Here is a 24,899-nt window from a genome sequence, read left to right on the forward strand (position 1 = left end):
ACCACACAGCGCACACATGACTACAGCATCCCATGCCGACCCTGCCCCGCCCGCTGCCGGCACCGTCCGCCTTGCCGCCATCCAGACCGTTTCGGGGCCCGGCGTCGACGCCAACCTCGCGGCGGTGGCGCCGCTGATCGCCGAGGCGGCTGCCGCGGGCGCACGCGTGGTGGCGCTGCCGGAGTACTTTCCGCTCATCAGCAGCGATGAGGGCGCCAAGGTGCGGATCCGCGAGTGCGAGGGTGCGGGGCCGCTGCAGGACTTTCTCGCCGAGACGGCCCGACGCCATGGCGTGTGGCTGGTGGGCGGCACCATCCCGTTGCGGGCCGAGGTCGCAGGCAAGGTGCGCAACAGCACGTTGGTGTTCGATGATGAGGGCCGTCGGGTGGCACGTTACGACAAGATCCACCTGTTCAGTTTCCAGCGCGGCGAGGAGCGCTACGACGAGGCGGCGACGATCGAGCCGGGCGAGACCGTGCGCTGCTTCGACTCGCCGGCCGGGCGCACCGGCCTGTCGGTGTGCTACGACCTGCGCTTTCCCGAACTGTTCAGGGCCATGGGCGAGGTCGAACTGATCATCCTCCCCGCCGCCTTCACCTACACCACCGGCCGCGCGCACTGGGAGACCCTGCTGCGCGCGCGGGCGATCGAGAACCAGTGCTACCTGATGGCGCCCGCCCAGGGTGGGCGCCATCCCAACGGGCGCGTGACCTGGGGCCACAGCATGATCATCGACCCCTGGGGCGAGGTGCTGGCGTGCCGTGACGAGGGTGAAGGCGTGGTCATTGCCGACCTCGACCCGGCGCGCATTGCCGCGGTGCGCGAGAGCCTGCCTGCGCTGCGCCACCGGTGCCTGGGCTGAAGCTGCGGCCCCGCCGCGCAACCGATGATCGTTTTGAAGTGAGGCCGGTCCAAGCCGGCATGGTCCCCGAGGATTTCCGATGAGCAAGAGCCAGAACCCCCTGAAGGTCGCCGATCGTTACCTGCTGTCGCCCCATGGCCTGGGCGAGGTAGAACTCGAGAAGACCTTTCGCAAGCTGATGCGCCACGACATCGACTTTGCCGATCTGTATTTCCAGTACCAGCGTTCCGAGGCGTGGAGCCTGGAGGAAGGCATCGTCAAGTCCGGCAGCTTCGACATCGAGCAGGGCGTGGGGGTGCGCGCGATCAGCGGTGAGAAGACCGCCTTCGCCTACTCCGACGACATCTCGCTCGATGCGCTCGTGGGCGCGGCCACGGCGACGCGCGCGATCGCCGCCGCCGGCGAGCGCCGCCAGGTCGGCATGCGTCCGCACAAGCTCAGGACGCGGCTGTATCGCGCCGACGACCCGCTCGATTCGCTCGACGACACCGCCAAGGTCAAGCTGCTCGAGCGTCTGGAGAGCTTCGCCCGTGCCGAGGATCCGCGCGTCACCCAGGTCATGGCTCACATCGCCGGCTCCTGGGAGGTGGTGATGGTGGCGCGCAGCGACGGCCACATGGCGGCCGACGTGCGCCCGCTGGTGCGGGTCTCGATCACGGTGATTATGGAGGAGGGCGGTCGGCGCGAGCAGGGCAGCGCGGGCGGCGGCGGCCGCTACGATTACGGCTGGTTCTGCGATGACCGCCTGCACGACTACGCGCGTGCCGCCGTGCATCAGGCCAGCGTCAACCTGGGCGCCGATCCGGCGCCGGCGGGGACGATGCCGGTGGTGCTCGGGCCGGGCTGGCCGGGCATCCTGCTGCACGAGGCGATCGGCCACGGCCTGGAGGGTGACTTCAACCGCAAGGGGAGTTCGGCGTTCTCGGGTCGCATCGGGCAGAAGGTGGCCGCGAAGGGGGTGACCGTGGTGGACGACGGCACGCTGCAGGATCGACGCGGGTCGCTATCGATCGACGACGAGGGCAATCCGACCGAGCGCACGGTGCTGATCGAGGACGGCATCCTCACCGGCTACATGCAGGACATGATGAACGCGCGCCTGATGGGCATGCCGCTCACCGGCAATGGTCGGCGCGAATCCTTCGCTCACCTGCCGCTGCCGCGCATGACCAACACCTACATGCTGAACGGCGACAAGGATCCGGAAGAAATCATCAAGTCGGTCAAGAAGGGGTTGTACGCGGTGAACTTCGGCGGTGGCCAGGTCGATATCACCTCGGGCAAGTTCGTGTTCTCGACCGCCGAGGCCTACCTGATCGAGGATGGTAAGGTGACCCGCCCGGTGAAGGGCGCGACCCTGATCGGCAATGGACCGGACGTGCTGACCAAGGTGAAGATGATCGGCAATGACATGATGCTCGATCCGGGTGTGGGCACCTGCGGCAAGGATGGGCAGAGCGTGCCGGTCGGCGTCGGCCAGCCGACGCTGCGCGTCGACGGCCTGACGGTGGGTGGCACGGCCTGATCAGGTCGAGGCGGGCTTCTTCGGCGTGACGATGTCAGGCGCGGCATGCTTGTCCGAGGCGCAGTTGCTGGCGCTGTCCTGCACGGGCTTGATGGACAGGCTCGCGGCGACGGCCGGGCTGACCGACCAGGCGAGGGCAGTGGTGGTGAGGATGGCGGCGATCGTCTGACGGGTGATCATGAAGGTCTCCTTCCCATTGTCTGGGCTTGTTGTTCGGCATTCCCGGCCTCGCTCCGGAACAGCTCCGGGGTGAGGCCATGGCGTTGCAGCAGGCGGTAGAACTCGGTGCGGTTGCGTTCTGCCAGCCGTGCCGCGTCAGAGACGTTACCGGCAGTCAGTTTCAGAAGCTGTATCAGGTAGTTTCGCTCGAAGCGCTGCTTGGCCTCGGCATAGCTCAGGGCCTCGATCGGCTTCACCCGCAGTGCGCGCTCGACCAGGGCGCGCGAGATCAGCGGCGTCGTCGTCAACGCGCACACCTGCTCGACCACGTTGTGCAACTGGCGCACATTGCCGGGCCAGGCGGCGAGGGCGAGCGCCTCGAGCGCGTCGGCGGCAAAGCCGTGCAGGGGTTTGTCGTACTTGCGCGCGAGGCTGCGCAGGAAATGCTCCGCCAGCAGCGGGATGTCCTCGCGGCGTTCGGCGAGCGAGGGCAGGTCGAGGCTGACGACGTTGATGCGGTAGTAGAGATCCTCGCGGAACTGGCCATCGGCGAGCGCAGCGTCGAGGTCGCGATGGGTGGCGGACAGGATGCGAAGATCGACTCGCTGCGCACGCGTGCTGCCCACCGGCCGCACTGCGTGCTCCTGGAGCACGCGCAGCAGCTTGACCTGCAGGGCGAGCGGCATGTCGCCGATCTCGTCCAGGAACAGGGTGCCGCCGCTGGCGGCCTGGATGAGCCCGGTGTGGTTCGCGGTGGCACCGGTGAAGGCGCCGCGCACATGGCCGAAGAGCTCGGACTCGAGCAGCGGCTCGGGGATGGCGCCGCAGTTGATGGCGATGAAGGGCGCCTCGGCACGCGGGCTGGCGCGATGGATTGCGCGCGCGAGCAATTCCTTGCCGGTGCCGCTCTCGCCGCGGATCAGCACGCTCGCATCCGAGGCGGCCACCAGCCGGGCTTCGTCCAGCAGCGCATGCATGCGCGTACTGCGGCTGACGATGCCGTCGCGCCAGGCCGCGTCCTCCAGGCCTGTCAGGCGGCGCGGCGCGGGCGCGGCGTGCAGCAGCGTCTGGCCGATGTGCTGCAGCAGGGCCTGGCCGTCGAAGGGCTTGGTGAGATAGCCCGCCACCCCGCGCGAGGTCGCCTCGACCGCGTCGGGAATGCTGCCATGGGCGGTGAGCAGGATCACCGGCAGGGCCGGGTGCTGACGGCGGATCTCCTCGAACAGCGCAAGGCCGTCGCCGTCGGGCAGGCGAACGTCGCTCAGCACCAGGTCGAAGCCCTCGATGCACAGGCGCGCGCGCGCCGCTTCGATGCTCGTCGCGGTCGACACGCGGTAGCCGCTGGCCTTCAGCCGCATCGACAGCAGGCGCAGCAGGTCGGGGTCGTCATCGACCAGCAGGAGGTGTTCGGCACGCGCGGCAGCGTGGGTGGGGCGGGGGCTCATTGCGCGGGGGCGTCCGTACCGGCCGGCGCCGGCGGCAGCGGACGGGGCGCCAGGCGGCGCTCGATCGCAGTCAGGGCGTCGAGCTTGCGCTGCAGCTCCGCGGCACGGCGCTCGCTGTCGGCAAGGGCCTGATCGTGCGTGGCGAGCTCGCGCTCGAGACGCTCGAGCTGCGCTGCAAGTCGCTGCCGTTCGCGAATCTGGGCGAGGAGGGCGCGCGCATAGGGGTGGTGGACACGCGCGTCGGGGCTGTCGTCCGCAAGCAGGCGCTCGAGCTGGCGGCGCGCCTCGCTGGGCCGCGTCTGACCGGGCTGGCTCGCCTGCACGGCGGCATGCAGCCTTTGCAGCGCGGCTTCCCGGGGCGACAGCGCGCCCGCTGGCTCGGCCTCGCTGCCGCTGCCCAGCCACGCACCCGGCGCCGCGCAGCCACCCAGCAGGCCCAGGACGAGGGTCAGCGCAATGCATTGCAGGCCGCGGCTGCGCGAGGACGGCTGTTCATTCTGCATGCGGAAGCTCGACCCGGAAGTGCGCGCCGCGTTCGGTCGGCAGCGCGCGGACACGGCCGGCATGGGCGGCAATGAACTCGCGCACGATGGCCAGGCCGATGCCGCTGCCCTTGAGCGGGCCGTGGGCGCTGCGGCTGCCCTGGAAGAAGGGATCGAAGATGCGCTCGAGCTCGTCCTCGGCGACCCCGGGGCCGTCGTCGAAGCAGTCGATCACGACGTCGTCGCCCTGCGCCCGGATCTCGAGCCGTACCTTGCCGTCGATCGGGCTGAAGGCGATCGCGTTGGCGAGCAGGTTGGACAGGGCGATGCGCAACTTGCCGGCATCGGCGGTGACGATTGGCGCATCGCCATCCACGCTCAGGCTCAGGCTGCGTGACTGGGCGAGGAGCTGGTGCTCGCTGGCGACTTCTCGCAACAGCGGCAGGAGGGCGGTGGGCTGGCGGTCGAGGCGGCGTGCGTCGAACTGGCTGGCGTTGTAGTCGAGCAACTGCTCGATGCGCTCCTGCAGGGCGCGGGCGCTGTGGTCGAGGATGCCGGCCACCTCGCGCTGCTCGGCGCTGAGGCGGCCGAGCACGCCGTCGCCGAGCAGGGCCACGCCCTCGCGCAGGGACGCCAGCGGCGTCTTGAGCTCATGCGAGACGTGGCGCAACACGCGATTGCGGTTGGCCTCCAGGTCGGCCAGGCGCAGGCGCAGCCAGTCGAGGCGTTCGCCGAGCTGACGCAGGTCGACCGGACCACCGATACGGATCGGCGTGCCGAGACGGCTCTCGCCCAGTTCGGCAATCGCCTGCTCGATACGCGTCAGGGGCCGCAACAGCCACCAGGCGGTGAGTGCCGCCAAGGCGCCGGCGAGCACGAGTGCGGCGAGGATCTGCAGTGCGAGCGCGTCGCGCTGGTGGTCGAGGGCGGCGAGCAGTTCGCCATTGCGACGACCGAGGTCCTGCTGCACGCGGCCAGCCAAATTCTCGCTCAGCGTTACCAGCGTGGAAAAACGCGAGGACAGTTCGGATTCCGACAACGGAGGGGCCGGCGCTGGCGCGCCCCTTGCAACGAGCTCTGTCGCAGTCGGTTCGGCACTCGCGAGGTGGCGGCCGATGTCGGCTGCCGTGACACGCCATTCGGATATCGATTCTGCATAGCCGAGGTCGGCCGACTCGAGGACGGCGAGCGCGCCGGATGCTTCGCCCAGCGCATCGCGAAAGCGTATGGCGAGGGCCGGGTCGCCGAGCACGAGATACTGCCGGGCGCTGCGCTCGAGGTCGGTCACCCGTTCACCGAGCTGACGGGCCGCGGCATTGAGCGCGAGCGCCTTGCGGTTGCCGTCGTGGATCGCGCGCGCGAGGGCCTCCAGGCTCAGCCAGCCGCTCACTGCCGCGGCAGCCAGCGCGCCCGCGATCAGCAGGAAGCTTGCCAGCAAGGTGCTGCGAAACGAGAGGCGGGACATGAAATCGCAGAGACCATGGGCATGAACGGCAAGCCCGATAGTGTAGGCCAGGGCGCATCGGACTGCAGGCTTGCAAATGCAAACCCAAGTAACTGGGCCCCTGCTGGCGGCCGCCTGGAGCTCATTGTCGCCTTCTGGCGACATAACAATCCATCGATAAAACAGCTAGGTAAGCAGCCATCGGCGTATCGCCTGTCGGGCCAGGGCGACATCAAGCCGGCGCCAGCGTCGTCCTTCGTCCGCTCGAATCCGCGCGGCGCTGCTGCAAGTCGCTGTTTTGATGCGGGCACTTGGTCGCGGGCATGGTCGTTGCTACCACTACGTGCTGATCGCAGCGCCAGCGATGCACCACTCTCAAGGAGAAAGCATGTTCAACAAGCCCAATCTGTTCCACAAGACCGCTGAAACGCCGGTGTCCCGCACGCAGCGTCCGCTCGGCAGCACGAGCTCCGTGTCCAGCGCAAGCACGGAGCCGGCAGCAAGCACGGGCGGCAGCACGCTGAGCACGCCGGTCGAAAGCGCGAATCCTGTACGCAGCCCGGAAGTCGTCGACACCCCGGTCGAGCCGACTGGCGTGGAGGTGGGCGAGAGCAGGCTGATCGTTGGTCCCGACGTCAAGCTCAAGGGCGCCGAGATCCTCGATTGCGACACCCTGGTCGTGGAGGGGCGGGTCGAGGCGACGATGGACAGCCGCGTGCTGCGCATCGCCGAGAAGGGGGCCTACAAGGGCACCGTGGGGATCGATATCGCCGAGATCCACGGTCACTTCGAAGGCGAACTGACGGCGCGCAAGCAACTGCTGATCCACTCGACGGGTCGCGTCAGCGGCAAGATCCGCTACGGCAAGATCCTCATTGAGGAAGGCGGAGAGATTTCGGGCGATGTGCAAGCGCTGACAGCGGTTGGCAAGGAAGGCCTGCGCGCGGTCGACAAGCCCGCCGACGCGCGTCCGCTCGCCGCCGTGGCCGGCTGAGGGCGAGCGCGCCTGCCGGACTTGCCGGGCAGGGCATGCAGACGCCCGCTCCACGCTCTTCAGCGCGGGGTGGGCGTTTGTGCGTCCGCCATGGCAGCGGCGAGCTGCTGGGGATTCCAGCTCCAGTGGTTTTCCCACGCCGCGCGCACCAGGTTGGGGTACTGGGGCTTGCCCAGGCTGCCGTTATAGCGGCCGAGGGCGCGGAAGAGGTCGCCCTTCTCGATGTCTAGGTAGTGGCGCAGGATGGTGCAGCCGTAGCGCAGATTGGTGCGCATGTGGAAGAGGTTGTCGTCCTCGCGGCCGATGACCTTGATCCAGAACGGCATCACCTGCATGTAGCCGCGCGCGCCAGCCGACGAGATGGCGTACTTGCGGAATGCACTCTCGACCTGGATCAGGCCGAGCACCAGTTGCGGGTCCAGCCCGGCGCGGGTGGCCTCGTAGTGGATCGAGGTCAACAACTCGATGCGGTAGGCCTCGTTCGGGATGCGTTTCTGCAGCCGGCGTGACATCTCGGCCAGCCAGCGCGCGCGTTCACCGGCGTCCGGAATCGGCAGCGTCGGCGCTGCTGCATCGCTGACTGCCGCATGCAGCGCGGCGCGCACGCTGGCGGCCATCGGCTCGTACTGCTGCGCCCCTGCGCTCGCGCTGCCCGCCACCAGGGCGAGCGCCGAGGCCGCGGCGAGCTGGCGGAGCAGGGCGCTCATGCGAAGCGTGGCGGGCAGGCGGCGCATGGCGGTGATCAATCCTGCTTCAGGCAGTCGAGCACGTGGTTGAGGACTTCGCCGGCGGCCAGCCTGGTGGCTTCGGCATCGCGCCGGCTCTGGTATTCGACCAGCCCTTCCTTCAGGCCGCGGTCGCCGATGGTGACGCGGTGCGGCACGCCGATCAGCTCCCAGTCGGCAAACATCACGCCAGGCCGCTCGTCGCGGTCGTCGAGGATCGCGTCGACGCCCGCTGCGATCAGGGCGTCGTAGAGCTTCTGCGCCGCGTCGCGCACTGCCTCGGACTTGCCCCAGCCCACCGGGCAGACCACCACTTCGAAGGGCGCGATCGCGCGCGGCCAGATGATGCCGCGGGCGTCGTGGTTCTGCTCGATCGCCGCGCCCACGATGCGGGTCACGCCGATGCCGTAGCAGCCCATCTCGAAGTGCTTGGGCTTGCCGTCCTCGTCGAGGAAGGTGGCGTTCATTGCCTTCGAGTACTTGGTGCCGAGGTAGAACACGTGGCCGACCTCGATGCCGCGCTGGATCGCGAGCACGCCATGGCCGTCCGGGCTGGGGTCGCCCTCGACCACGTTGCGCAGGTCGGCCACCAGATCGGGCTCGGGCAGGTCGCGGCCCCAGTTGACGCCGGTGAAGTGGAAGTCCTCGTCGTTGGCGCCGCAGATGAAGTCCGCCATGTGGGCGACGGTGCGGTCAGCGATCACCTTTACCGGCTTCCTGAGGCCGATGGGGCCAAGGTAGCCCGGCCTGCAGCCGAAATGCTCGAGGATCTCGGCCTCGGTGGCGAAGCGGAAGCCGGCCTTGAGCCCTTCCACCTTGCTCGCCTTGACTTCGTTCAAGGCGTGGTCGCCACGCACCATCAGCAGCCACACGGTGACGCCGGCCGGCTTGCCCGCGTCGTCGACGTCGTCGGTGGCAAGCACGAGCGATTTGATCGTGGTCGACAGCGGCACGCCGAGCAGTTCGGCGACGTCCTTGCAGGTCGCCTTGCCGGGGGTCGGGGTCTTCTCCAGCGCCTTGGTCGGCTCGGCGCGACGGGCGAGCAGCGACACCGCCTCGGCCAGCTCGATGTTGGCGGCGTAGTCGGACTCGGGGCAATAGACGATGGCGTCCTCGCCGGTGTCGGCAATGACCTGGAACTCGTGTGAACGATCGCCACCGATGGCGCCGGTGTCGGCCGCCACGGCGCGGTACTCGAGGCCGAGGCGGTCGAAGATGCGCTTGTAGGCGGCAAACATGATGTCGTAGCTGCGCCCGGCCGCGTCCTCGCTGCGATCGAAGGAATAGGCGTCCTTCATCGTGAATTCGCGTCCGCGCATGACACCGAAGCGCGGCCGGCGCTCGTCGCGGAACTTGGTCTGGATCTGGTAGAAGTTCTTTGGCAGCTGGCGGTAGCTCTTGAGCTCCTGGCGCGCGATGTCGGTGACGACTTCCTCGGAGGTCGGCTGCAGCGCGAAGTCGCGCTCGTGACGGTCCTTGAAGCGCAGCATTTCGGCGCCCATCTTGTCCCAGCGCCCGGTCTCGTCCCACAGTTCGGCGGGTTGTACCAGCGGCATGATCAGCTCCATCGCGCCGGCACGGTCCATCTCCTCGCGGATGATGGCCTCGACCTTGCGGATGGCGCGCAGGCCCATGGGCATGTAGCTGTAGATGCCGGCGGCGACCTTGCGGATCATGCCGGCGCGCAGCATCAGCTTCTGGCTGACGACTTCGGCATCCGACGGGGCTTCCTTGAGGGTGAACAGGTGGAACTGGCTGGCGCGCATGAGAGTCTTTCGCTGAAAGGCGTTGTCGAGCGCGCGATTCTAGCGCATGGCGTGGGCGGGCATGGTGGGGGCGGATATGGCGGCGGACCGGGGCTCGGGATCGAGCGTAGCCGATGCACAGCAGTGGTGCGCTTTCAAACATTGCACAAGTGTGAAAAAATCGCGCTTAATCAACCGATTTTGAAGGTTAGTCATGCTTGATCGTGAAGGCTTTCGCCCGAACGTCGGCATCATTCTGGTCAATTCGCGCAACGAGGTGTTCTGGGGCAAGCGCATCCGCGAGCATTCCTGGCAGTTCCCGCAAGGTGGCATCAAGCACGGTGAGTCGCCGGAGCAGGCCATGTACCGGGAGCTTTTCGAGGAAGTCGGGCTGCGTCCGGAGCACGTCAAGATCCTTGGCCGCACACGCGGCTGGTTGCGCTATGAAGTGCCGAAGCACTGGATACGGCGCGAATGGCGCAACACCTACCGCGGGCAGAAACAGATCTGGTTCCTGCTGCGACTGGTGGGGCGGGATTCGGACGTCTGCCTGCGCGCGAGCTCTCATCCGGAATTCGATGCCTGGCGCTGGAGCAACTACTGGGTGCCGCTCGACGCGGTGATCGAATTCAAGCGCCAGGTCTACCAGATGGCCCTGATCGAGCTCGCCCGCATCCTGCATCGATCGCGGGCCTTCGACCTGCCGGAGAGCTACCGCCTGCCCGAGGCCGAGGCGGCCCAGGCGTCGGCGGAGCCGGTGCGCGTCGTACTGGGGGAACGCGCGCCCAAGGCGCTGCAGAAATAGCCCGGCCCAATCGGGGGCATAGTCGCGCTCAATTTGGCGTCCCCGCTTTCATTGTCTACGTTTGAGGTGCAGGTGTCGGCCGACGCCTGCACCCGATCACCGACAAGAAGGAGTGGAGACATGCAACTCAAGGGCTCACGGACCGAAGACAACCTGAAGGCGGCCTTCGCAGGCGAATCGCAGGCAAATCGTCGCTACCTTTACTTTGCGGCGAAGGCGGACGTCGAAGGTCAGAACGACGTGGCGGCGGTGTTCCGCTCCACCGCCGAGGGCGAGACGGGGCATGCGCACGGCCATCTCGAGTACCTGGAAGCCTGTGGCGATCCGGCCACCGGCCTGCCGTTCGGCGCAACCCGGCAGAACCTTGGCGCGGCCATTGCCGGCGAGACGCACGAGTACACCGACATGTATCCCGGCATGGCGAAGACCGCGCGCGACGAGGGCTTCGAGGAAATCGCCGACTGGTTCGAGACGCTGGCCAAGGCTGAGCGCTCCCATGCCAATCGCTTCCAGAAGGCGCTGGACGCACTGGCCGACTGACATTCCCGCGCGTCGAACGGGCGGGTGACCGCCCGTCTTCACAATAAGACGACCCGGTACGCCCGGGTGGGGGAGACTGGTCATGAGCAAGCGGGAAGGCAGCCTCGAAGCACCCAAACGACACCCGATCGCCTGGCGCGACGAGTCCTACTACGACGAGGACAAGGTCCTCGCCGAGATGGAGCGCGTGTTCGACATCTGCCACGGTTGTCGGCGCTGCGTGAATCTGTGCAATTCCTTCCCCACCCTGTTCGATCTCGTCGATGAGAGCAGCACGATGGAGGTCGACGGGGTGGCGAAGAAGGACTACTGGAAAGTGGTCGACCAGTGCTACCTGTGCGACATCTGCTTCATGACCAAATGCCCCTACGTGCCGCCGCATGAGTGGGACCTCGACTTTCCGCACCTGATGCTGCGCGCGAAGGCGGTGAAGTTTCGCAAGGGCGAGGTGAAGTTTCGCGACAAGCTGCTCACCAGCACCGACATCCTCGGCAAGCTGGCGGCGATCCCGGTGGTGGCGCAGACGGTCAATGCCGCAAACCGCAACGCCGCCGCGCGCGGGGTGCTGCAATCGGTGCTGGGGGTGGACAAGCGGCGCGAGCTGCCGCCGTATGCGCCGGCGAAGTTCCGCGGCAAGGCGAGACCGGCGAGCAACTGGCCGGTGCGTAACGGTGAGCGGACGCCGGGCAAGGTTGCGATCTTCTCCACCTGTTACATCAATTACAACGAACCCGGCATCGGTCACGACCTGGTGGCGGTGCTGGCGCACAACGAGATCCCTTCCGTGCTCGCGCCGCAGGAGGCGTGCTGCGGCATGCCCAAGCTGGAGCTCGGCGACCTCGAGGGTGTCGATCGTCTGAAGCAGCGCAACATCCCCGCACTGGCGAAACTTGCGCGTGACGGCTATGCGATCCTCGCCCCCGTGCCCTCGTGTGCGTTGATGTTCAAGCAGGAGCTACCCTTGCTCTATCCGGACGACAGTGACGTGGCCGCGGTCGCCGAGGCGATGTTCGACCCCTTCGAGTACTTCGTGCTGCGCCACAAGGACGGCCTGCTGAAGACCGACTTCAAGCGTTCGCTGGGCAAGGTGGCCTACCACATCCCCTGTCACGGGCGGGTGCAGAACGTCGGCCAGAAGACGCGCGAGACGCTGCAACTGGTGCCGGATACAGAGGTCACGACGATCGAGCGCTGCGCGGGGCACGATGGCACCTGGGGGGTCAAGGAGGAGTACTTCGTGCAGTCGATGAAGATCGGCAAGCCGGTGTTCCGCCAGGTGGTGCAGGCCACGCCCGATTTCATCAGTTCCGATTGTCCGATCGCCGGGCGCCACATTCAGCAGGGGATCCGCGACGGCGGCACGCAACTGGACGCAGAAAAGGCCCATCCGCTGACGCTGCTGCGGATGGCTTACGGACTGGAGGAGACACGATGATGGTGATAGAACGCGCAAGCCTGCTCAGCCTCGAGGAGTATGCTCGACAGCGCACCGAGTTCCGGGCGCGGGTGATCGCGCACAAGAAGAGCCGCAAGCTCGCGCTCGGGCCGAACGTGACCCTGATGTTCGAGGACGAGCTGACGATTCGCTACCAGATCCAGGAGATGCTCCGTATCGAGCGCACCTTCGAGGAGGCAGGCATCCTGGACGAGCTCGAGGCCTACAATCCACTCGTGCCCGATGGCCACAACTGGAAGGCCACCATGCTCATCGAGTATCCGGACGAGGCCGAGCGGCGCCAGTGGTTGTCGCGCCTGATCGGCATCGAGGACAGGGTGTGGGTGCGCGTGGCGGGTTTCGATCGCGTCTATGCCATTGCGGACGAGGACCTCGAGCGCGAGAATGACGCGAAAACGTCCTCGGTGCACTTCCTGCGCTTCGAGCTGGGCCAAGAAGGGGCCGCGGCCCTCAAGGGCGGGGCTGCGCTGTCGGCGGGGATAGATCATGGTGCCTATGCCGCGGTAGTCGATCCTGTGCCCGAGGTCGTTCGACTTTCGCTTTGTGGAGACTTGCGCGTTTGAATCCGACTCTCAGTCGTATCCTTCGCGGGGGCCTGTTGGCCCTCGCGTGCTTTTCAGGGGCCGCATCCGCCGGCCTCCTGACCGATGTCGATCCCAACTGGGAGGAAGGCGAGGTGCACATGCCACCGCCGATGGACGCGGCCAGGCTGCGTGCCTTCTATGTCAGCGCAACGACGCCCAACCAGTTCTTCGTCGACGAGGGCAGCGTCAGCGTGGGCGCCGATGGCGTGGTGCGCTTCACCCTCGTCGTGAGGACGCCGGGCGGTGCCGAGAACGTCAGCTTCGAGGGCATTCGCTGTGCCACCGGCGAGCGGCGGCTTTATGCGAGCGGCCGCGCGGACGGCGAATGGGTGGTCGCGCGCAACAGCGTCTGGCAGCCGATCGCCGACAACACCTACAACCGGCCACGGGCAGCCCTCGCCTGGGACTACTTCTGTGACGGTCCCGCCGCGCCGCGCAACCGCGAGCATGCGCTGCGCCTGCTGCAGCAGCGTCGCGACCAGTCCCAACCGTATGGAGTCCGATAATGCTTGATCAAGCCATCATCGAGTTCGATAAGGCCCTGCGCACCGTCTTCGCCCCGGCACGCAGCGTGCGTCCGGTGCCGGGGGAGGACATCCCCGATGCCGAGTTGAGCGAGGCCGAGCGGCGCCATGCAGCGGCGCTGATGCGGGTGAACCACGTCGGTGAGATCTGCGCCCAGGCGCTGTACCAGGGGCAGTCGATGATGTCGCGCGACCCCGCGATCCGCGACACCTTGCGCCAGGCCTCGCAGGAGGAGACCGAGCACCTGGCCTGGACCGAGCGCCGCATCGCCGAGCTCGGCGGGCGCAAGAGCCTGCTCAACCCGCTGTGGTATGGGGGCGCGCTCGGGATCGGGCTGCTTGCCGGGCGCTTCGGCGACCGCTGGAATCTGGGCTTTCTGGCCGAGACCGAGCGGCAGGTCGAGCAACACCTGAAAAGTCACCTCGACACCTTGCCTGCGGCCGACCAGCGCTCGCGCGCGATTGTCGAGCAGATGAAGCTGGACGAGGCCGAGCACGCCGACACCGCCATGCGCCTGGGTGCCCATCGGCTGCCGGCGCCGGCCAGGGGGCTGATGAGGCTGGCGGCGAAGGCCATGACGACCCTGACTTACCGGGTCTGAGTCCGCGCGCGGCGGCTGCGCCCGGGCCACGGCCGCCATGCCCGCAGCTGCTTCAGTCGAGCTCGACGAGTTCGAGCTCGTGGCTGATCTGTGCGGTCTTGGCCAGCATGATCGAGGCCGAGCAGTATTTTTCGGCCGACAGATGGATGGCGCGCTCGACGGTCTCGCGCTTGAGCTTGTGTCCGGTGACCGTGTAGATGAAGCGGATGTGGGTGAAGACCTTGGGGTCGGTGTCGGCGCGTTCGGCTTCGAGGCGCACGCTGCAGCCGCGAACGTCCTGTCGGCCGCGCTTGAGGATGAGCACGACGTCGAACGCGGTGCAGCCACCGGCACCCGCGAGCATCAGCTCCATCGGTCGCGGCGCGAGATTGCGGCCGCCGGCCTCGGGGGCGCCGTCCATCGCAACGATGTGCCCTGTTCCGGTCTCGGCGATGAAGCTCATGCCGTCGAGCCATTTGATCGTGCATTCCATGTTTAGCGTGCTCCTTGGGCCAGTTGCCCGTCCTGTTCGTGTTTCGGTCCGCAGGGGCGCCGATTCTACCGCAGCGCCGCATGCGTGCGCGCGCTGCTGGGATGGCTGCCGCATCTCCTGTGCCGTCAGGGACTTGCGTAGGGGTCGGGGGCAGGGGCGGGGGTAGCGCCAGTTTCAGTACGGAGCCGTATTCATGCAGTGCACCAAATTAATGCAGTAGTCATGCTAGAAGGGCACGACGGGGGCTCTGGAAGTTGCTCTGCTGAAGGGAAAAATTGATTTAAAACAATATCCTTGTGCCGCATAATCGCAATTTATCGGTTAATCAAAACATTTGTCGTGCGATGCACAAAAAGAGCTTGCAGCGTCTGGGGGCTGTCGGCATAATTCGCCTCAGTCGGATCGCTGACGCGGCAACACAGGCAACGCGCCGGTCCAAATGGTGTCTCCTCCACCCTCCTCCTTTGGTGTGGATTTAACGCAGTCCTCGCGGACTGCGTTTTTTTTGCTTGTTGCGCGCCTGCAGGATCGTCAATCCGAGATTGACATGCGCGCCCTGTTCGCATTAGAGTTGCGAGCTTTCCGTTTGACGGCCAACTCCATCGGCCCGACAAAGATCGAGGATTCACATGAAGACGTTTTCTGCCAAGCCGCACGAGGTCAAGCGCGACTGGTTCGTTGTCGACGGCACGGACAAGGTGCTTGGCCGTCTTGCCGCCGAAATTGCCCGCCGACTGCGTGGCAAGCACAAGGCCATCTACACCCCGCACGTCGACACCGGTGACTACATCGTCGTCGTCAACGTCGACAAGCTGCGCGTGACCGGTAACAAGGCGCAGGACAAGAAGTACTACCGCCACTCGGGCTACCCGGGCGGTATCTACGAAACCAACTTCACCAAGCTCCAGCAGCGCTTCCCCGAGCGCGTGCTCGAGAAGGCGGTGAAGGGCATGCTGCCGAAAGGCCCGCTGGGCTACGCCATGCTGAAGAAGCTGAAGTGCTACGCGGGCGCCGCGCATCCGCACACCGCTCAGCAGCCGCAACTTCTCGAGATCTGAAGGAGCCGATAAATGGCTGTGACTTACAACTACGGTACCGGTCGCCGCAAGACCGCGGTCGCCCGCGTGTTCATCAAGGCTGGCACGGGCAACATCGTCGTCAACGGCAAGCCGGTCGACGAGTTCTTCTCGCGTGAAACCGGCCGCATGATCGTGCGTCAGCCGCTCGTGCTCACCGGCAACGAAGGCAAGTTCGACATCATGGTGAACGTCACCGGTGGCGGCGAGTCCGGCCAGGCGGGCGCTGTGCGTCACGGCATCACCCGTGCGCTGGTCGACTACAACGCCGAGCTCAAGGGTGAGCTGCGTGCCGCCGGCTTCGTGACGCGTGATGCGCGTGAGGTCGAGCGCAAGAAGGTTGGTCTGCGCAAGGCGCGTCGCGCGAAGCAGTTCTCCAAGCGCTGATTGCCTGCAGCAACCGGTCGTATCCGCAGGAGCCGCCCCTTGGGGCGGCTTTTGCGCTTGCTGCGGCACATCATGGGATAGGCGGATCCGTCGTCCCTGCGTGAGCTCGGCGATGCGGGACGATCGAGCACGCACGGGCCTTCACGGTACGTTCACCGCGTGCGGGTGTCGTCGGTGCGATAATTGCGGCCCGAGGTCTTTCGTTGCGAGGAGCAAGCATGATCAAGGTTGGAGTTGTAGGCGGCACGGGATACACCGGGGTCGAGTTGCTGCGCCTGCTGGCGCGTCACCCGGGCGTCGAGTTGACGGCGATCACCTCGCGTGGCGAGGCCGGGATGGCGGTGGCTGACATGTTCCCCAGCCTGCGGCGGCGGGTGAGCCTCAAGTTCGTGACACCGCAGGATGCGGCGCTCGAGAAGTGCGACGCGGTCTTCTTCGCCACGCCCAACGGTATTGCGATGAAGCAGGCGGCCGAACTCGTTGCCGCCGGGGTGCGCGTGATCGACCTCGCGGCCGATTTCCGCATCCGCGACGTGGCCGAATGGCAGAAGTGGTACGGCATGGAGCATGCCGCGCCCGAACTCGTGGCCGAGGCGGTGTACGGTCTGCCCGAGGTCAATCGCGAACACATCCGCAAGGCGCGCGTGCTGGCCAACCCGGGTTGCTACCCGACGGCCGTGCAGCTGGGCTTTCTGCCCCTGATCGAGGCGCACCTGGTCGATACCGATCAGCTTATCGCCGACGCCAAGTCGGGCGTCTCCGGGGCGGGGCGCAAGGCCGAGGTGCACACCTTGCTGCCGGAGGCGGCCGACAGTTTCAAGGCCTATGGCGTGCCAGGGCATCGTCATCTGCCCGAGATCCGCCAGGGCCTGTCGCTGGCGGCCGGGCATCCGGTGGGGCTGACCTTCGTGCCCCACCTGACGCCGATGATCCGCGGCATTCATGCCACCCTCTATGGCCGCCTCAAGCCGGGTGTTGCCTTGCCTGACCTGCAGGCGCTGTATGAGACGCGTTATGCCGAGGAGGCCTTCGTGGATGTGATGCCGCCAGGCAGTCACCCCGAGACGCGCTCGGTGCGTGCCTCGAACATGTGCCGCATCGCGGTCCACCGTCCGCAGGGCGGTGACACCGTGGTGGTGTTGTCGGTGATCGACAATCTGGTCAAGGGTGCCGCCGGGCAGGCGGTGCAGAATCTCAACATCATGTTCGGCTTCGACGAGGAGGCCGGACTCGACATCGTTCCCGTCAGCCCTTGACGGGAACTCGCTGAACGGATCACGATCCGAATCTCACGGCCAAGCGGCGAAGAGCGCATCATTCCCCGCACGCCCCCCCACAGAGGAGTAAACATGAGCGCAGAAGTCGAAACCCCCGAAATCTTGGTCTTCACCGACAGTGCTGCGAACAAGGTTCGCGAACTGATCGAGGAGGAAGGCAACCCCGAGCTCAAGCTGCGCGTCTTTGTGTCGGGCGGTGGCTGCTCGGGTTTCCAGTACGGCTTCACTTTCGATGAGGAAGTGAACGAGGACGACACGACCTATGAGAAGAACGGTGTGTTGCTGCTCGTCGATCCGATGAGCTACCAGTATCTGGTCGGTGCCGAAATCGACTACACCGAAGGCCTGGAAGGCTCGCAGTTCGTCATTCGCAACCCGAATGCGACCAGCACCTGTGGCTGTGGGTCGTCGTTCTCCGCCTGATCCTGCTGCCCAGACCAGCGAAAACGACAACGGGGCGCCCACAGGCGCCCCGTTGTCGTTTCCACGTCTGTCCGGTGCGGACAGCAGGCAGGTGCATCTGACTCAGCGCGCGCTGGCAAGCTCGTAGTTGAGCAGGGCGAATCGGTTGCGCAGGTGGGCGGTGTCACGCTTGAAGGCGACCAGTTCGCGCGGGCCGAGGGTGTCGGCCATCGGCAGGGCGACGGTCATGGGGTCCTGCGCCACCTTGTCGATGTGAACCTCGTAGTGCAGGTGCGGACCGGTGCACCAGCCCGTGCAGCCGACGTAACCGATCAGGTCGCCCTGACTGATGGACTGGCCCTTGCTCAGCCCCTTTGCGAAGCCGCTAAGGTGGGCGTAGTGGGTGGTGATGTTGTTGCGGTGCTTGAGTACGATCAGGTTGCCGAAACCGCGCTGGGTGCCGACGAACTCGACCGACGCGTCCGAGGTTGCCCTGACCGGCGTGCCGGTCGGGGCGGCGAAATCGGTGCCGTTGTGCTTGCGCCAGCTACCGTGGATCGGGTGCAGGCGGCGGCCGAAGTTCGAGCTTACGCGCGAGAACTCGAGGGGCGAGCGCAGGAAACCCTGCTGCAGGCTGCGCCCGTCATCGCTGTAGTACTGCTCCTTGCCACTCGGGCCACGGTAGAGCACCACCGCATGGCGCTCGCCGTTGTTGATGAATTCGGCGGCGAGGATGCGCCCGGCGCGCACCGGGTTGCCTTCCTCATAGACGGCTTCATAGACGACATTGAAACGGTCGCCCTTGCGCAGATCGCTATGAAAGTCGATCCAGGTGCCGAAGATCGTCGCCAGCTGCGTGGCGACGTTGTCCGGCAGGCCCGCGGCGTCGGTTGCACCGAACAGGGAGTGCGTGATCGTGCCCGAGCGCATCTCGATCATCGCGACCTGCGCCTCGCCGTTTGACTCGCGCAGCGCCAGGCCTTCGTCTCCGCGTTCCAGTACGATCCGACTGCCCGTGTTGCCAAGTGGAACGCTGAAGGTCAGGAGGCGTCCGTCTGGCCTGACGATGGCGGTCACCGAGCGTCCGGCGCGCAGCTGGCGAATGGCCTTCTTGCCCTCGTCGGATGCCGAGAGGTGGACGAGTGCCTCTTCGTCGTCGATGTTCAGGCGGCCGAAGATGCCCTGCAGGGTATCGCCCGCCTGAATGCGCTCGCTGTGCACGAAGGGAAGCTCGTCGGTCGGCTCGGTGATCGCCAGCGGGGCAGGCAAGGTCTCGACGACGCGGTGGAACAGGATGTCCGCGGGATCGCTGCCAGGTGCGACCGCGGTGGCCGCCACGACCCCCAGCAGCGATACGCCGGTGACGCCGGCGAGCAACCAGCTACGGGGGCGGGAGAGGAGTTGGGCCGGCATATCGGCTAGAATTCGGGTCTTTCTGGCCTTCATGAGCTCTGCGCGCGTGTGGATAGGAAAAAAATCTTGCGGAGTTTAGCAAAGTAATGCCCCTCCTCGGGAAGGTATTTTTGGAGAAATTGAATGACTGAAGTTCAGGCGGCGATCGACCTGATCAAGCGTGGCACCGATGCACTGCTGATCGAGGCCGAGCTGGTCGAGAAACTGAAGCGTGGCCGCCCCCTGCGCGTGAAGGCCGGATTCGACCCCACCGCGCCCGATCTGCATCTGGGCCACACCGTGCTGATCAACAAGATGCGGCACTTCCAGGAGCTCGGACACCAGATTCAGTTCCTGATCGGCGACTTCACCGGCATGATCGGCGACCCGAGCGGCAAGAACGCCACCCGCCCGCCGCTGTCTCGCGAGCAGATCATGGAGAACGCCAGGACCTACCAGGAGCAGGTGTTCAAGATCCTCGACCCCGACAGGACGGAGATCTGTTTCAACTCGCGCTGGATGGACGGCCTCGGTGCGGCCGGCATGATCCGCCTGGCGTCGCAGCAGACCGTGGCGCGCATGCTCGAGCGCGACGACTTTGCCCGGCGCTACGGCAACAACCAGCCGATCTCGATCCACGAATTCCTCTACCCGCTGTGCCAGGGCTACGACTCGGTGGCGATGAAGGCCGACGTCGAGCTCGGCGGCACCGACCAGCGCTTCAACCTGCTGATGGGGCGTGAGCTGCAGAAGCATTACGGCCAGGAGCCTCAATGCGTGGTCATGGTGCCGCTGCTCGAGGGCCTGGACGGCGTGAACAAGATGTCGAAGTCGCTCGGCAACTACATCGGCATCGCCGAGCCGGCCAGGGAGATCTTCGGCAAGACGATGTCGGTGTCGGACACGCTGATGTGGCGCTACTACGAGCTGCTGTCGTTCCGCTCCTCGACCGAGATTGCGCAGCTGCGCGCCGACGTCGAGGGCGGGCGCAATCCGCGCGACGTCAAGGTCATGCTGGCGCAGGAGTTCGTCGCCCGCTTCCACGGCGAGCGTGCGGCGAACGAGGCGCTGGCCGACTTCGAGGCTCGCTTCCAGCGCAATGCGATCCCCGACGACCTTCCACAGGTCAGGGTGAATGTCGGCGCCGACGGCTTGCCGCTGTTCCAGGTGCTCAAGCAGGCGGGGCTCACCGGCACCACCTCCGAGGCGATGCGGATGATCGAGCAGGGTGGGGTACGCATCAACGGCGAGCGTGCCGAGGACAAGAGCCTCGCACTGCGCGCCGGCGAGACCGTCGTGCTGCAGGTCGGCAAGCGCAAGTTCGCCTCGGTGGAGCTGCTTTGATCCCTTGTCGCCTCCGTTGCGGAGCGGTGCGATGAGCACCGCCGCAGTCTCGCGCCCGATCGGGGTGTTCGATTCCGGCGTCGGTGGACTCACCGTGGTGCGCGCGCTGATGGAGCGCCTGCCGCTCGAGAGCATCGTCTACTTTGGCGATACCGCGCGCGTGCCCTATGGCGTCAAATCGGTCGCCACCATCGAGCACTTCACCGCCCAGATCACCGACTTCCTGCTGCAGCGCGACGTGAAGATGCTGATCATCGCCTGCAACACCATGGCGGCGGTCGCCGCCGCGGTCGTGCACCGCCTCGCGGGCAGTGTTCCGGTGCTGGACGTGATCGAGGCTGGCGCGCGTGCCGCGGTGGCAAGCTCGATGGGGCGGCGGATCGGGGTGATCGGCACGCCGACCACCATCAACAGCAACGCCTATGCACGGCGAATGCACGAGCTCGACCCTTCGGTACGGGTGTATTCCCAGGCCTGCCCCTTGTTCGTGCCCCTGGTGGAGGAGGGCTGGCTCGACCACGATGTCACCCGCCTGACCGCGCAGGAATACCTGCGTCCGGTGCTGGCCGAGGAGGTCGACAGCCTGGTGCTCGGCTGTACCCACTACCCGCTGCTGAAGCCGCTGCTGCGTGACGTGGCGGGGCCGCGCGTGCGCCTCATCGATTCGGCCGTGACCACGGCGGAGTTTGCCGCCGAGCGCCTGCAGCAGTCGGGCCTGGCGCGCAGGGCGGGGGCGGCCGCCGATTACCGCTTCGTGGTCAGTGACGTGCCGTTGCGCTTCCAGACCATTGGCGAGCGCTTTCTCGGGCGTTCGCTCGGCACGGTGGAAAAGGTCGACTGGTAGGTGAACGCGCCGGCCTAGGCCGCGCCGCGTGCGAGGGGTCGGGTCGGATCAGCGCACCACTCGCTCCACGAGCCTGCATACAGGCGCGAGCCGGGAAGCCCCGCCGCTTCCATCGCCAGCGCGTTGACGCAGGCCGTCACCCCCGAACCGCATTGATGCACAACCTGTCGCGGCGAGTGGGCCCCCAGCAGGGCGGCGAACTCCTCGCGCAGTACCGAGGCCTGCTTGAAGCAGCCGCGGGCGTCAAGGTTGTCGCGGAAGAAGCGGTTGATTGCGCCCGGAATGTGGCCGCCGACGGGGTCGAGGACCTCGTTCTCGCCGCGAAAGCGATCCGGGCTGCGGGCGTCGATCAGCACCATGTCCGGCTGCCCCAGATGCTCGAGCACGTAATCCGCATCGACGCGGTCAGCGCGCAGGGCGAGAGTGTAGGTCGCACGCCGTGCCTCGGGAATATCGCTATCGAGCGCCTGGCCGGCGCTCACCCAGGCCTGCAGGCCGCCATCGAGCACGGCCACGCGATGGTGACCGAGCCAGCGCATCAACCACCACAGACGCGCAGCGAACATGCCACCGGCGTCGTCATAGGCGACCACCTGGCTGTGGTTGCCGACACCGCAGTCGGCCAGCCTCGCTGCCAGTCGGGCAGGGTCGGGGAGCGGGTGGCGACCGTTGCACCCTGTCCTCGTGCTCGACAGGTCGATGTCGAGGTCGAGGAAGAAGGCACCGGGCAGGTGTGCGCTCAACCAGGCCTCGCGACCGAAGTCGGGGTTACTCAGGTCGAAACGACAATCAAAGACGATCCAGTCCGGGTCCCGCACATGCTGGGCAAGCTCGAGCGCACCGATCAGCGTCGAGAAGGACGCGTTCACGGGGCCGTCTCGGCGGCGGCGTCGGCACCGAGCCAGGCGCGCGCTTCGGTTTCGTCGTCGAACACGCGGACCTCGGCATCGACGAAGAGCTGCGAGATCCAGGCACTCCAGGTCAGCCACTGGTCCTCGGTCAGCACGGCGATGCGGCGGAAATCGTGCGCGTGCTGGCGCGAGAACTTGATTTCCTCCCAGGCCACATCGAGCGTGAAGCCGGCCATCTCGCGCAGGTCGAACAGCAGGTCGACCGCACCCGCGAACTGGATCTTGTAATTGACGACCTCCTCGAACTCCTTGTAGTCGGCAAGAGTGAACTCGCCGAAGATGGCAACTGCAACCATCTTGTCCGTGTGCTCGGTGTTGATCATGGCAGCCTCCATGGGTTGGCCCGGGGATGGCTCAACTATAGTCCCGAGCCGGCGTGCGCTCAATTGCGCGCGCGGCGTTCGCCTGCGCTCGTGCCGTCTCAGGCCCGCTCGCGGGTGGCGAGCGAGACCAGGATGGCGCCGGACACGATCAGGCCGATGGCCAGCCAGGACGAGGGCGGCATGATCTCGCCCCACAGCAGCATGCCGAACAGACTGGCGAAGATCACCGTGGCGTAGCTCAGGTTGGCCGACACCACGGTGCGCCCATAGCGATACGAGCGCGTCATCGCGAGCTGGGCGAGACCGCCGAACAGGCCTACGCCGAGCAGGGTCAGCCACTGCAGGCCCGCGGGGCGATGGATCCCGCTCGCCAGCGCCCAGGCGAGGCCGATCAGCGCGGTGGTGAGCGAGAACCAGAAGACGGTGCGCACCTCGGGCTCGCCCACACGGCCGAGCTCGCGCACGCTGATGTAGGCGAGGCTGGCGATCGCGCCCGAACCCAGGCCGGCGACCGCCCCGGCCCATTGATCGGGTTGCAGGGTGGGGCGCAGCAGCACGACCACGCCGGCAAAGCCCATGACCACCGCCAGCAGCACCGGCCAGCGCAGGCGCTCGCCGAAGAACGCGGCCAGCAGCAGGGCAACGAAGATCGGCGAGGTGTAGTTGAGCGTCACCGCGGTGGCCAGCGGCAGCAAGCCGATGGCAAAGAAGTAGCAGCACAGTGCGAGCGAGCCCGACAGGCTGCGCGACACGTGCATGCGCCAGTGCGGCGTGGTCAGCGGTCGGCGCTGCAGGGCCGCGAACCCGACCATCATCAGCATGCTCACCGCGCCGCGGTAGAAGACGATCTCGCCGGTCGAGAAGTCGGCCGAGCCGAGCTTCACGCACACCCCCATGCAGGCGAACAGGAAACACGAGACGATCATCCAGAAGGCGGGCATGGCGGTTGTTGCATTGCAGCGAGAAGAGCCGCATTGAACCACATCGTGGCTTTCCCGGGCTGGTCGTTCCGGGGCGAGCGGGGGTAGGCTGTCGACACCGCGCGCGATGACGCATGGCTGTGGAGGCAAGATGGCTTACCTGCTCGCCCTTGACCAGGGCACGACCAGTTCGCGGGCGATCGTGTTCGATGCCGGCGGCCGCGTGTGCGGGCTCGCGCAGGCCGAGTTCGCCCAGCATTTTCCAGCCCCGGACCGCGTCGAGCACGACGCCCAGGACATCGTGCGCACGCAGTTCGACTGTGCGCGCGAGGCGCTCGCCAATGCCGGCATCCGCGCTGGCGAGGTGGCGGCGATCGGGGTTGCGAACCAGCGCGAGACCACCGTGCTGTGGGAGCGCGCCAGCGGCCGCGCGCTGGCGCCGGCCATCGTCTGGCAGGACCGCCGCACCGCCACCGAATGTGACCGCCTGCGTGCGCAGGGCTGGGCCGAGGATCTGCGTGCGCGCACCGGCCTCGAACTGGACCCCTACTTCTCGGCCACCAAGCTCGCCTGGCTGCTCGACCACCTGCCCGGCGCACGGGCGCGTGCCGAGCGCGGCGAGCTCGCCTTCGGCACCGTCGATAGCTGGCTGGTGTGGCACCTGAGCGGCGGCCGCCTGCACGTCACCGACCCGGGCAACGCCGCGCGCACGCTGTTGTTCAACATCCACGATCTCGACTGGGACGCGCAACTGCTCGAGCGCTTCCGCATTCCGCGTGCGCTGCTGCCGCAGGTGGTCGCCAGCAGCGGCGTGTGCGGCGAGACCGATGCCGGCCTTTTTGGCGCGGCGATTCCGATCGCCGGAATCGGCGGCGATCAGCAGGCGGCGACCTTCGGTCAGGCCTGCCTCATGCCCGGCATGGCCAAGAACACCTACGGAACGGGTTGTTTCCTGCTCATGAACACCGGTGAGCAGGCGCTCGCGTCGAAAAACCGCCTGCTCACCACCGTGGCCTGGTCGGGCGTGGGCACCGCGGGCAAGCGCATGTGCTACGCCCTCGAGGGCAGCGTGTTCATGGGCGGTGCGATCATCCAATGGTTGCGCGACGGCCTCGGCCTGGTGCGGCGATCGGCCGAGGTGGAGGCACTGGCCGCCAGCGTGCCCGACAGCGGCGGCGTGGTCCTGGTGCCGGCCTTCACCGGACTGGGCGCGCCGTACTGGGATGCGCGTGCGCGCGGGACGCTGCTCGGCCTGAGCCGAGGCAGCAGCGCCGCCCACATTGCGCGCGCCGCGCTGGAGGCGATCGCGCTGCAGACCGTGGATCTGGTCGAGGCGATGGCGCGCGACGGCGCGCCCGCGCTAAGCGAACTGCGCGTCGATGGCGGCGCGGCGGCCAACGATCTGCTGATGCAGATGCAGGCCGACCTGCTCGGCGTGCCCGTTTTGCGCCCGCGCCTGCTGGAGACCACCGCCTTTGGCGCGGCCTGCCTCGCCGCGCTCGGCTGCGGGCTGTGGTCGGACACGGCCGAGATCGAGGCGCATTGGCAGCTCGATCGCCGCTTCGAGCCGCAGTGGCCGCCCGAGCGCCAGGCCGCGGCGCGCGCGCAATGGGCGCGTGCGGTCGAGCGCGCGCGCGACTGGGCGCAAGCCTGAGACCG

27 protein-coding genes are annotated in these 24,899 nt (G+C 66.9%); 16 read left to right on the forward strand and 11 right to left on the reverse strand.

All coding sequences use genetic code 11. The features are described from left to right. The first annotated feature begins 16 nt into the window (after positions 1-16). Positions 17-862 (forward strand): carbon-nitrogen hydrolase family protein, encoded by an 846-nt coding sequence (locus tag ACMV5O_RS08275; RefSeq protein WP_416163016.1) that lies wholly within the window; start codon positions 17-19, stop codon positions 860-862. 79 nt (positions 863-941) lie between these two features. Then, the gene (tldD, locus tag ACMV5O_RS08280) at positions 942-2,387 is read left to right on the forward strand and encodes a metalloprotease TldD (protein WP_416163017.1); all 1,446 of its coding nucleotides are present in this window, start codon (positions 942-944) and stop codon (positions 2,385-2,387) included. Here tldD and ACMV5O_RS08285 read toward each other — a convergent pair whose 3' ends face one another. The 4 genes from ACMV5O_RS08285 to ACMV5O_RS08300 are packed head-to-tail and all read right to left on the reverse strand — an operon-like array spanning position 2,388 to position 5,938. Then, positions 2,388-2,567 (reverse strand): hypothetical protein, encoded by a 180-nt coding sequence (locus ACMV5O_RS08285; protein WP_416163018.1) that lies wholly within the window; start codon positions 2,565-2,567, stop codon positions 2,388-2,390. Next, positions 2,564-3,991: a sigma 54-interacting transcriptional regulator gene (locus ACMV5O_RS08290; protein ID WP_416163019.1), complete on the reverse strand. Its 1,428-nt coding sequence runs from the start codon at positions 3,989-3,991 to the stop codon at positions 2,564-2,566. The genes ACMV5O_RS08285 and ACMV5O_RS08290 overlap by 4 nt, the downstream gene beginning before the upstream one ends. Further along, positions 3,988-4,494: a hypothetical protein gene (locus ACMV5O_RS08295; RefSeq protein ID WP_416163020.1), complete on the reverse strand. Its 507-nt coding sequence runs from the start codon at positions 4,492-4,494 to the stop codon at positions 3,988-3,990. Before ACMV5O_RS08295 ends, ACMV5O_RS08290 begins: the two co-directional genes overlap by 4 nt. Beyond that, positions 4,484-5,938, reverse strand: coding sequence for a sensor histidine kinase (locus ACMV5O_RS08300; protein WP_416163021.1), 1,455 nt, complete (start codon positions 5,936-5,938; stop codon positions 4,484-4,486). Before ACMV5O_RS08300 ends, ACMV5O_RS08295 begins: the two co-directional genes overlap by 11 nt. 367 nt (positions 5,939-6,305) lie before the next feature. Between ACMV5O_RS08300 and ACMV5O_RS08305 the strand changes: the two genes are divergently transcribed. Next, entirely contained in the window at positions 6,306-6,911 is a 606-nt protein-coding gene (locus ACMV5O_RS08305) for a bactofilin family protein (protein ID WP_416163022.1), read from the forward strand. A gap of 59 nt (positions 6,912-6,970) precedes the next feature. Here the strand turns inward: ACMV5O_RS08305 and ACMV5O_RS08310 are convergent, their stop codons facing one another. Further along, a complete protein-coding gene (locus ACMV5O_RS08310; RefSeq protein WP_416163023.1) occupies positions 6,971-7,645 on the reverse strand; it encodes a lytic transglycosylase domain-containing protein in 675 nt (224 codons plus the stop codon). An 8-nt stretch (positions 7,646-7,653) separates the two neighbouring features. Continuing rightward, positions 7,654-9,402 carry a proline--tRNA ligase gene (locus tag ACMV5O_RS08315; RefSeq protein WP_416163024.1) on the reverse strand — a complete coding sequence of 583 codons (1,749 nt, stop codon included), beginning with the start codon at positions 9,400-9,402 and terminating at the stop codon, positions 7,654-7,656. 193 nt (positions 9,403-9,595) lie between these two features. Between ACMV5O_RS08315 and ACMV5O_RS08320 the strand changes: the two genes are divergently transcribed. From ACMV5O_RS08320 to coq7, 6 genes are all read left to right on the forward strand, one after another. Next, positions 9,596-10,186, forward strand: a complete 591-nt coding sequence (locus tag ACMV5O_RS08320) for an RNA pyrophosphohydrolase (protein WP_416163025.1) — start codon at positions 9,596-9,598, stop codon at positions 10,184-10,186. A gap of 120 nt (positions 10,187-10,306) precedes the next feature. Next, a complete protein-coding gene (locus ACMV5O_RS08325) occupies positions 10,307-10,726 on the forward strand; it encodes a rubrerythrin family protein (RefSeq protein ID WP_324538728.1) in 420 nt (139 codons plus the stop codon). An 82-nt stretch (positions 10,727-10,808) separates the two neighbouring features. Continuing rightward, positions 10,809-12,161, forward strand: a complete 1,353-nt coding sequence (locus tag ACMV5O_RS08330) for a (Fe-S)-binding protein (RefSeq protein ID WP_416163026.1) — start codon at positions 10,809-10,811, stop codon at positions 12,159-12,161. Next, positions 12,158-12,745 (forward strand): DUF3501 family protein, encoded by a 588-nt coding sequence (locus ACMV5O_RS08335; RefSeq protein WP_416163027.1) that lies wholly within the window; start codon positions 12,158-12,160, stop codon positions 12,743-12,745. The genes ACMV5O_RS08330 and ACMV5O_RS08335 overlap by 4 nt, the downstream gene beginning before the upstream one ends. Further along, the gene (locus tag ACMV5O_RS08340; protein ID WP_416163028.1) at positions 12,742-13,272 is read left to right on the forward strand and encodes a CNP1-like family protein; all 531 of its coding nucleotides are present in this window, start codon (positions 12,742-12,744) and stop codon (positions 13,270-13,272) included. The genes ACMV5O_RS08335 and ACMV5O_RS08340 overlap by 4 nt, the downstream gene beginning before the upstream one ends. After that, positions 13,272-13,892: a 2-polyprenyl-3-methyl-6-methoxy-1,4-benzoquinone monooxygenase gene (coq7, locus tag ACMV5O_RS08345; RefSeq protein WP_416163029.1), complete on the forward strand. Its 621-nt coding sequence runs from the start codon at positions 13,272-13,274 to the stop codon at positions 13,890-13,892. The genes ACMV5O_RS08340 and coq7 overlap by 1 nt, the downstream gene beginning before the upstream one ends. 52 nt (positions 13,893-13,944) lie before the next feature. Here the strand turns inward: coq7 and ACMV5O_RS08350 are convergent, their stop codons facing one another. Continuing rightward, complete coding sequence (locus ACMV5O_RS08350; protein ID WP_416163030.1) at positions 13,945-14,364, reverse strand: OsmC family protein; 420 nt, start codon at positions 14,362-14,364, stop codon at positions 13,945-13,947. A gap of 629 nt (positions 14,365-14,993) precedes the next feature. Here ACMV5O_RS08350 and rplM point away from each other — a divergent pair. From rplM to erpA, 4 genes are all read left to right on the forward strand, one after another. Beyond that, entirely contained in the window at positions 14,994-15,422 is a 429-nt protein-coding gene (gene rplM, locus ACMV5O_RS08355; RefSeq protein WP_324538716.1) for a 50S ribosomal protein L13, read from the forward strand. A gap of 12 nt (positions 15,423-15,434) precedes the next feature. Continuing rightward, on the forward strand, positions 15,435-15,827 hold the full coding sequence (gene rpsI / locus ACMV5O_RS08360) for a 30S ribosomal protein S9 (protein ID WP_324538714.1): 393 nt from the start codon (positions 15,435-15,437) through the stop codon (positions 15,825-15,827). Positions 15,828-16,045: 218 nt separating this feature from the next. Continuing rightward, entirely contained in the window at positions 16,046-17,083 is a 1,038-nt protein-coding gene (argC, locus tag ACMV5O_RS08365) for an N-acetyl-gamma-glutamyl-phosphate reductase (RefSeq protein ID WP_416163031.1), read from the forward strand. A gap of 93 nt (positions 17,084-17,176) precedes the next feature. Continuing rightward, positions 17,177-17,527 (forward strand): iron-sulfur cluster insertion protein ErpA, encoded by a 351-nt coding sequence (gene erpA / locus ACMV5O_RS08370; RefSeq protein WP_324538709.1) that lies wholly within the window; start codon positions 17,177-17,179, stop codon positions 17,525-17,527. A 102-nt stretch (positions 17,528-17,629) separates the two neighbouring features. On the opposite strand, the gene ACMV5O_RS08375 is transcribed toward erpA, so the two are convergent. Beyond that, positions 17,630-18,919 (reverse strand): M23 family metallopeptidase, encoded by a 1,290-nt coding sequence (locus tag ACMV5O_RS08375; RefSeq protein WP_416163032.1) that lies wholly within the window; start codon positions 18,917-18,919, stop codon positions 17,630-17,632. A gap of 123 nt (positions 18,920-19,042) precedes the next feature. On the opposite strand from ACMV5O_RS08375, the gene tyrS reads away from it, so the two are divergent. Then, on the forward strand, positions 19,043-20,242 hold the full coding sequence (gene tyrS / locus ACMV5O_RS08380) for a tyrosine--tRNA ligase (RefSeq protein ID WP_416163033.1): 1,200 nt from the start codon (positions 19,043-19,045) through the stop codon (positions 20,240-20,242). 31 nt (positions 20,243-20,273) lie between these two features. Beyond that, positions 20,274-21,086, forward strand: a complete 813-nt coding sequence (gene murI, locus ACMV5O_RS08385; protein WP_416163034.1) for a glutamate racemase — start codon at positions 20,274-20,276, stop codon at positions 21,084-21,086. Positions 21,087-21,100: 14 nt separating this feature from the next. Here the strand turns inward: murI and ACMV5O_RS08390 are convergent, their stop codons facing one another. From ACMV5O_RS08390 to ACMV5O_RS08400, 3 genes are all read right to left on the reverse strand, one after another. After that, on the reverse strand, positions 21,101-21,955 hold the full coding sequence (locus tag ACMV5O_RS08390) for a sulfurtransferase (RefSeq protein ID WP_416163035.1): 855 nt from the start codon (positions 21,953-21,955) through the stop codon (positions 21,101-21,103). Beyond that, the gene (locus ACMV5O_RS08395) at positions 21,952-22,320 is read right to left on the reverse strand and encodes an STAS/SEC14 domain-containing protein (protein ID WP_416163036.1); all 369 of its coding nucleotides are present in this window, start codon (positions 22,318-22,320) and stop codon (positions 21,952-21,954) included. The genes ACMV5O_RS08390 and ACMV5O_RS08395 overlap by 4 nt, the downstream gene beginning before the upstream one ends. Before the next feature lie 98 nt (positions 22,321-22,418). Further along, positions 22,419-23,261, reverse strand: a complete 843-nt coding sequence (locus ACMV5O_RS08400; protein ID WP_416163037.1) for a DMT family transporter — start codon at positions 23,259-23,261, stop codon at positions 22,419-22,421. 130 nt (positions 23,262-23,391) lie between these two features. Between ACMV5O_RS08400 and glpK the strand changes: the two genes are divergently transcribed. Beyond that, positions 23,392-24,894 carry a glycerol kinase GlpK gene (glpK, locus tag ACMV5O_RS08405; RefSeq protein ID WP_416163038.1) on the forward strand — a complete coding sequence of 501 codons (1,503 nt, stop codon included), beginning with the start codon at positions 23,392-23,394 and terminating at the stop codon, positions 24,892-24,894. Positions 24,895-24,899 lie beyond the last annotated feature (5 nt).

Source organism: Thauera sp. WH-1 (assembly GCF_047806685.1).
Taxonomy (GTDB): domain Bacteria; phylum Pseudomonadota; class Gammaproteobacteria; order Burkholderiales; family Rhodocyclaceae; genus Thauera.

Bases quoted from the DNA above. Each gene is read 5' to 3' on its own strand.
- tldD (WP_416163017.1), top strand. From the start codon at position 942: ATGAGCAAGAGCCAGAACCCCCTGAAGGTCGCCGATCGTTACCTGCTG.
- tyrS (WP_416163033.1), top strand. From the start codon at position 19,043: ATGACTGAAGTTCAGGCGGCGATCGACCTGATCAAGCGTGGCACCGAT.
- ACMV5O_RS08275 (WP_416163016.1), top strand. From the start codon at position 17: ATGACTACAGCATCCCATGCCGACCCTGCCCCGCCCGCTGCCGGCACC.
- coq7 (WP_416163029.1), top strand. From the start codon at position 13,272: ATGCTTGATCAAGCCATCATCGAGTTCGATAAGGCCCTGCGCACCGTC.
- erpA (WP_324538709.1), top strand. From the start codon at position 17,177: ATGAGCGCAGAAGTCGAAACCCCCGAAATCTTGGTCTTCACCGACAGT.
- murI (WP_416163034.1), top strand. From the start codon at position 20,274: ATGAGCACCGCCGCAGTCTCGCGCCCGATCGGGGTGTTCGATTCCGGC.
- ACMV5O_RS08375 (WP_416163032.1), bottom strand. From the start codon at position 18,919: ATGCCGGCCCAACTCCTCTCCCGCCCCCGTAGCTGGTTGCTCGCCGGC.
- rpsI (WP_324538714.1), top strand. From the start codon at position 15,435: ATGGCTGTGACTTACAACTACGGTACCGGTCGCCGCAAGACCGCGGTC.
- argC (WP_416163031.1), top strand. From the start codon at position 16,046: ATGATCAAGGTTGGAGTTGTAGGCGGCACGGGATACACCGGGGTCGAG.
- rplM (WP_324538716.1), top strand. From the start codon at position 14,994: ATGAAGACGTTTTCTGCCAAGCCGCACGAGGTCAAGCGCGACTGGTTC.
- ACMV5O_RS08325 (WP_324538728.1), top strand. From the start codon at position 10,307: ATGCAACTCAAGGGCTCACGGACCGAAGACAACCTGAAGGCGGCCTTC.
- ACMV5O_RS08335 (WP_416163027.1), top strand. From the start codon at position 12,158: ATGATGGTGATAGAACGCGCAAGCCTGCTCAGCCTCGAGGAGTATGCT.
- ACMV5O_RS08395 (WP_416163036.1), bottom strand. From the start codon at position 22,320: ATGATCAACACCGAGCACACGGACAAGATGGTTGCAGTTGCCATCTTC.
- ACMV5O_RS08400 (WP_416163037.1), bottom strand. From the start codon at position 23,261: ATGCCCGCCTTCTGGATGATCGTCTCGTGTTTCCTGTTCGCCTGCATG.
- ACMV5O_RS08320 (WP_416163025.1), top strand. From the start codon at position 9,596: ATGCTTGATCGTGAAGGCTTTCGCCCGAACGTCGGCATCATTCTGGTC.
- ACMV5O_RS08295 (WP_416163020.1), bottom strand. From the start codon at position 4,494: ATGCAGAATGAACAGCCGTCCTCGCGCAGCCGCGGCCTGCAATGCATT.
- ACMV5O_RS08300 (WP_416163021.1), bottom strand. From the start codon at position 5,938: ATGTCCCGCCTCTCGTTTCGCAGCACCTTGCTGGCAAGCTTCCTGCTG.
- glpK (WP_416163038.1), top strand. From the start codon at position 23,392: ATGGCTTACCTGCTCGCCCTTGACCAGGGCACGACCAGTTCGCGGGCG.
- ACMV5O_RS08305 (WP_416163022.1), top strand. From the start codon at position 6,306: ATGTTCAACAAGCCCAATCTGTTCCACAAGACCGCTGAAACGCCGGTG.
- ACMV5O_RS08310 (WP_416163023.1), bottom strand. From the start codon at position 7,645: ATGCGCCGCCTGCCCGCCACGCTTCGCATGAGCGCCCTGCTCCGCCAG.
- ACMV5O_RS08285 (WP_416163018.1), bottom strand. From the start codon at position 2,567: ATGATCACCCGTCAGACGATCGCCGCCATCCTCACCACCACTGCCCTC.
- ACMV5O_RS08330 (WP_416163026.1), top strand. From the start codon at position 10,809: ATGAGCAAGCGGGAAGGCAGCCTCGAAGCACCCAAACGACACCCGATC.
- ACMV5O_RS08315 (WP_416163024.1), bottom strand. From the start codon at position 9,402: ATGCGCGCCAGCCAGTTCCACCTGTTCACCCTCAAGGAAGCCCCGTCG.
- ACMV5O_RS08350 (WP_416163030.1), bottom strand. From the start codon at position 14,364: ATGGAATGCACGATCAAATGGCTCGACGGCATGAGCTTCATCGCCGAG.
- ACMV5O_RS08290 (WP_416163019.1), bottom strand. From the start codon at position 3,991: ATGAGCCCCCGCCCCACCCACGCTGCCGCGCGTGCCGAACACCTCCTG.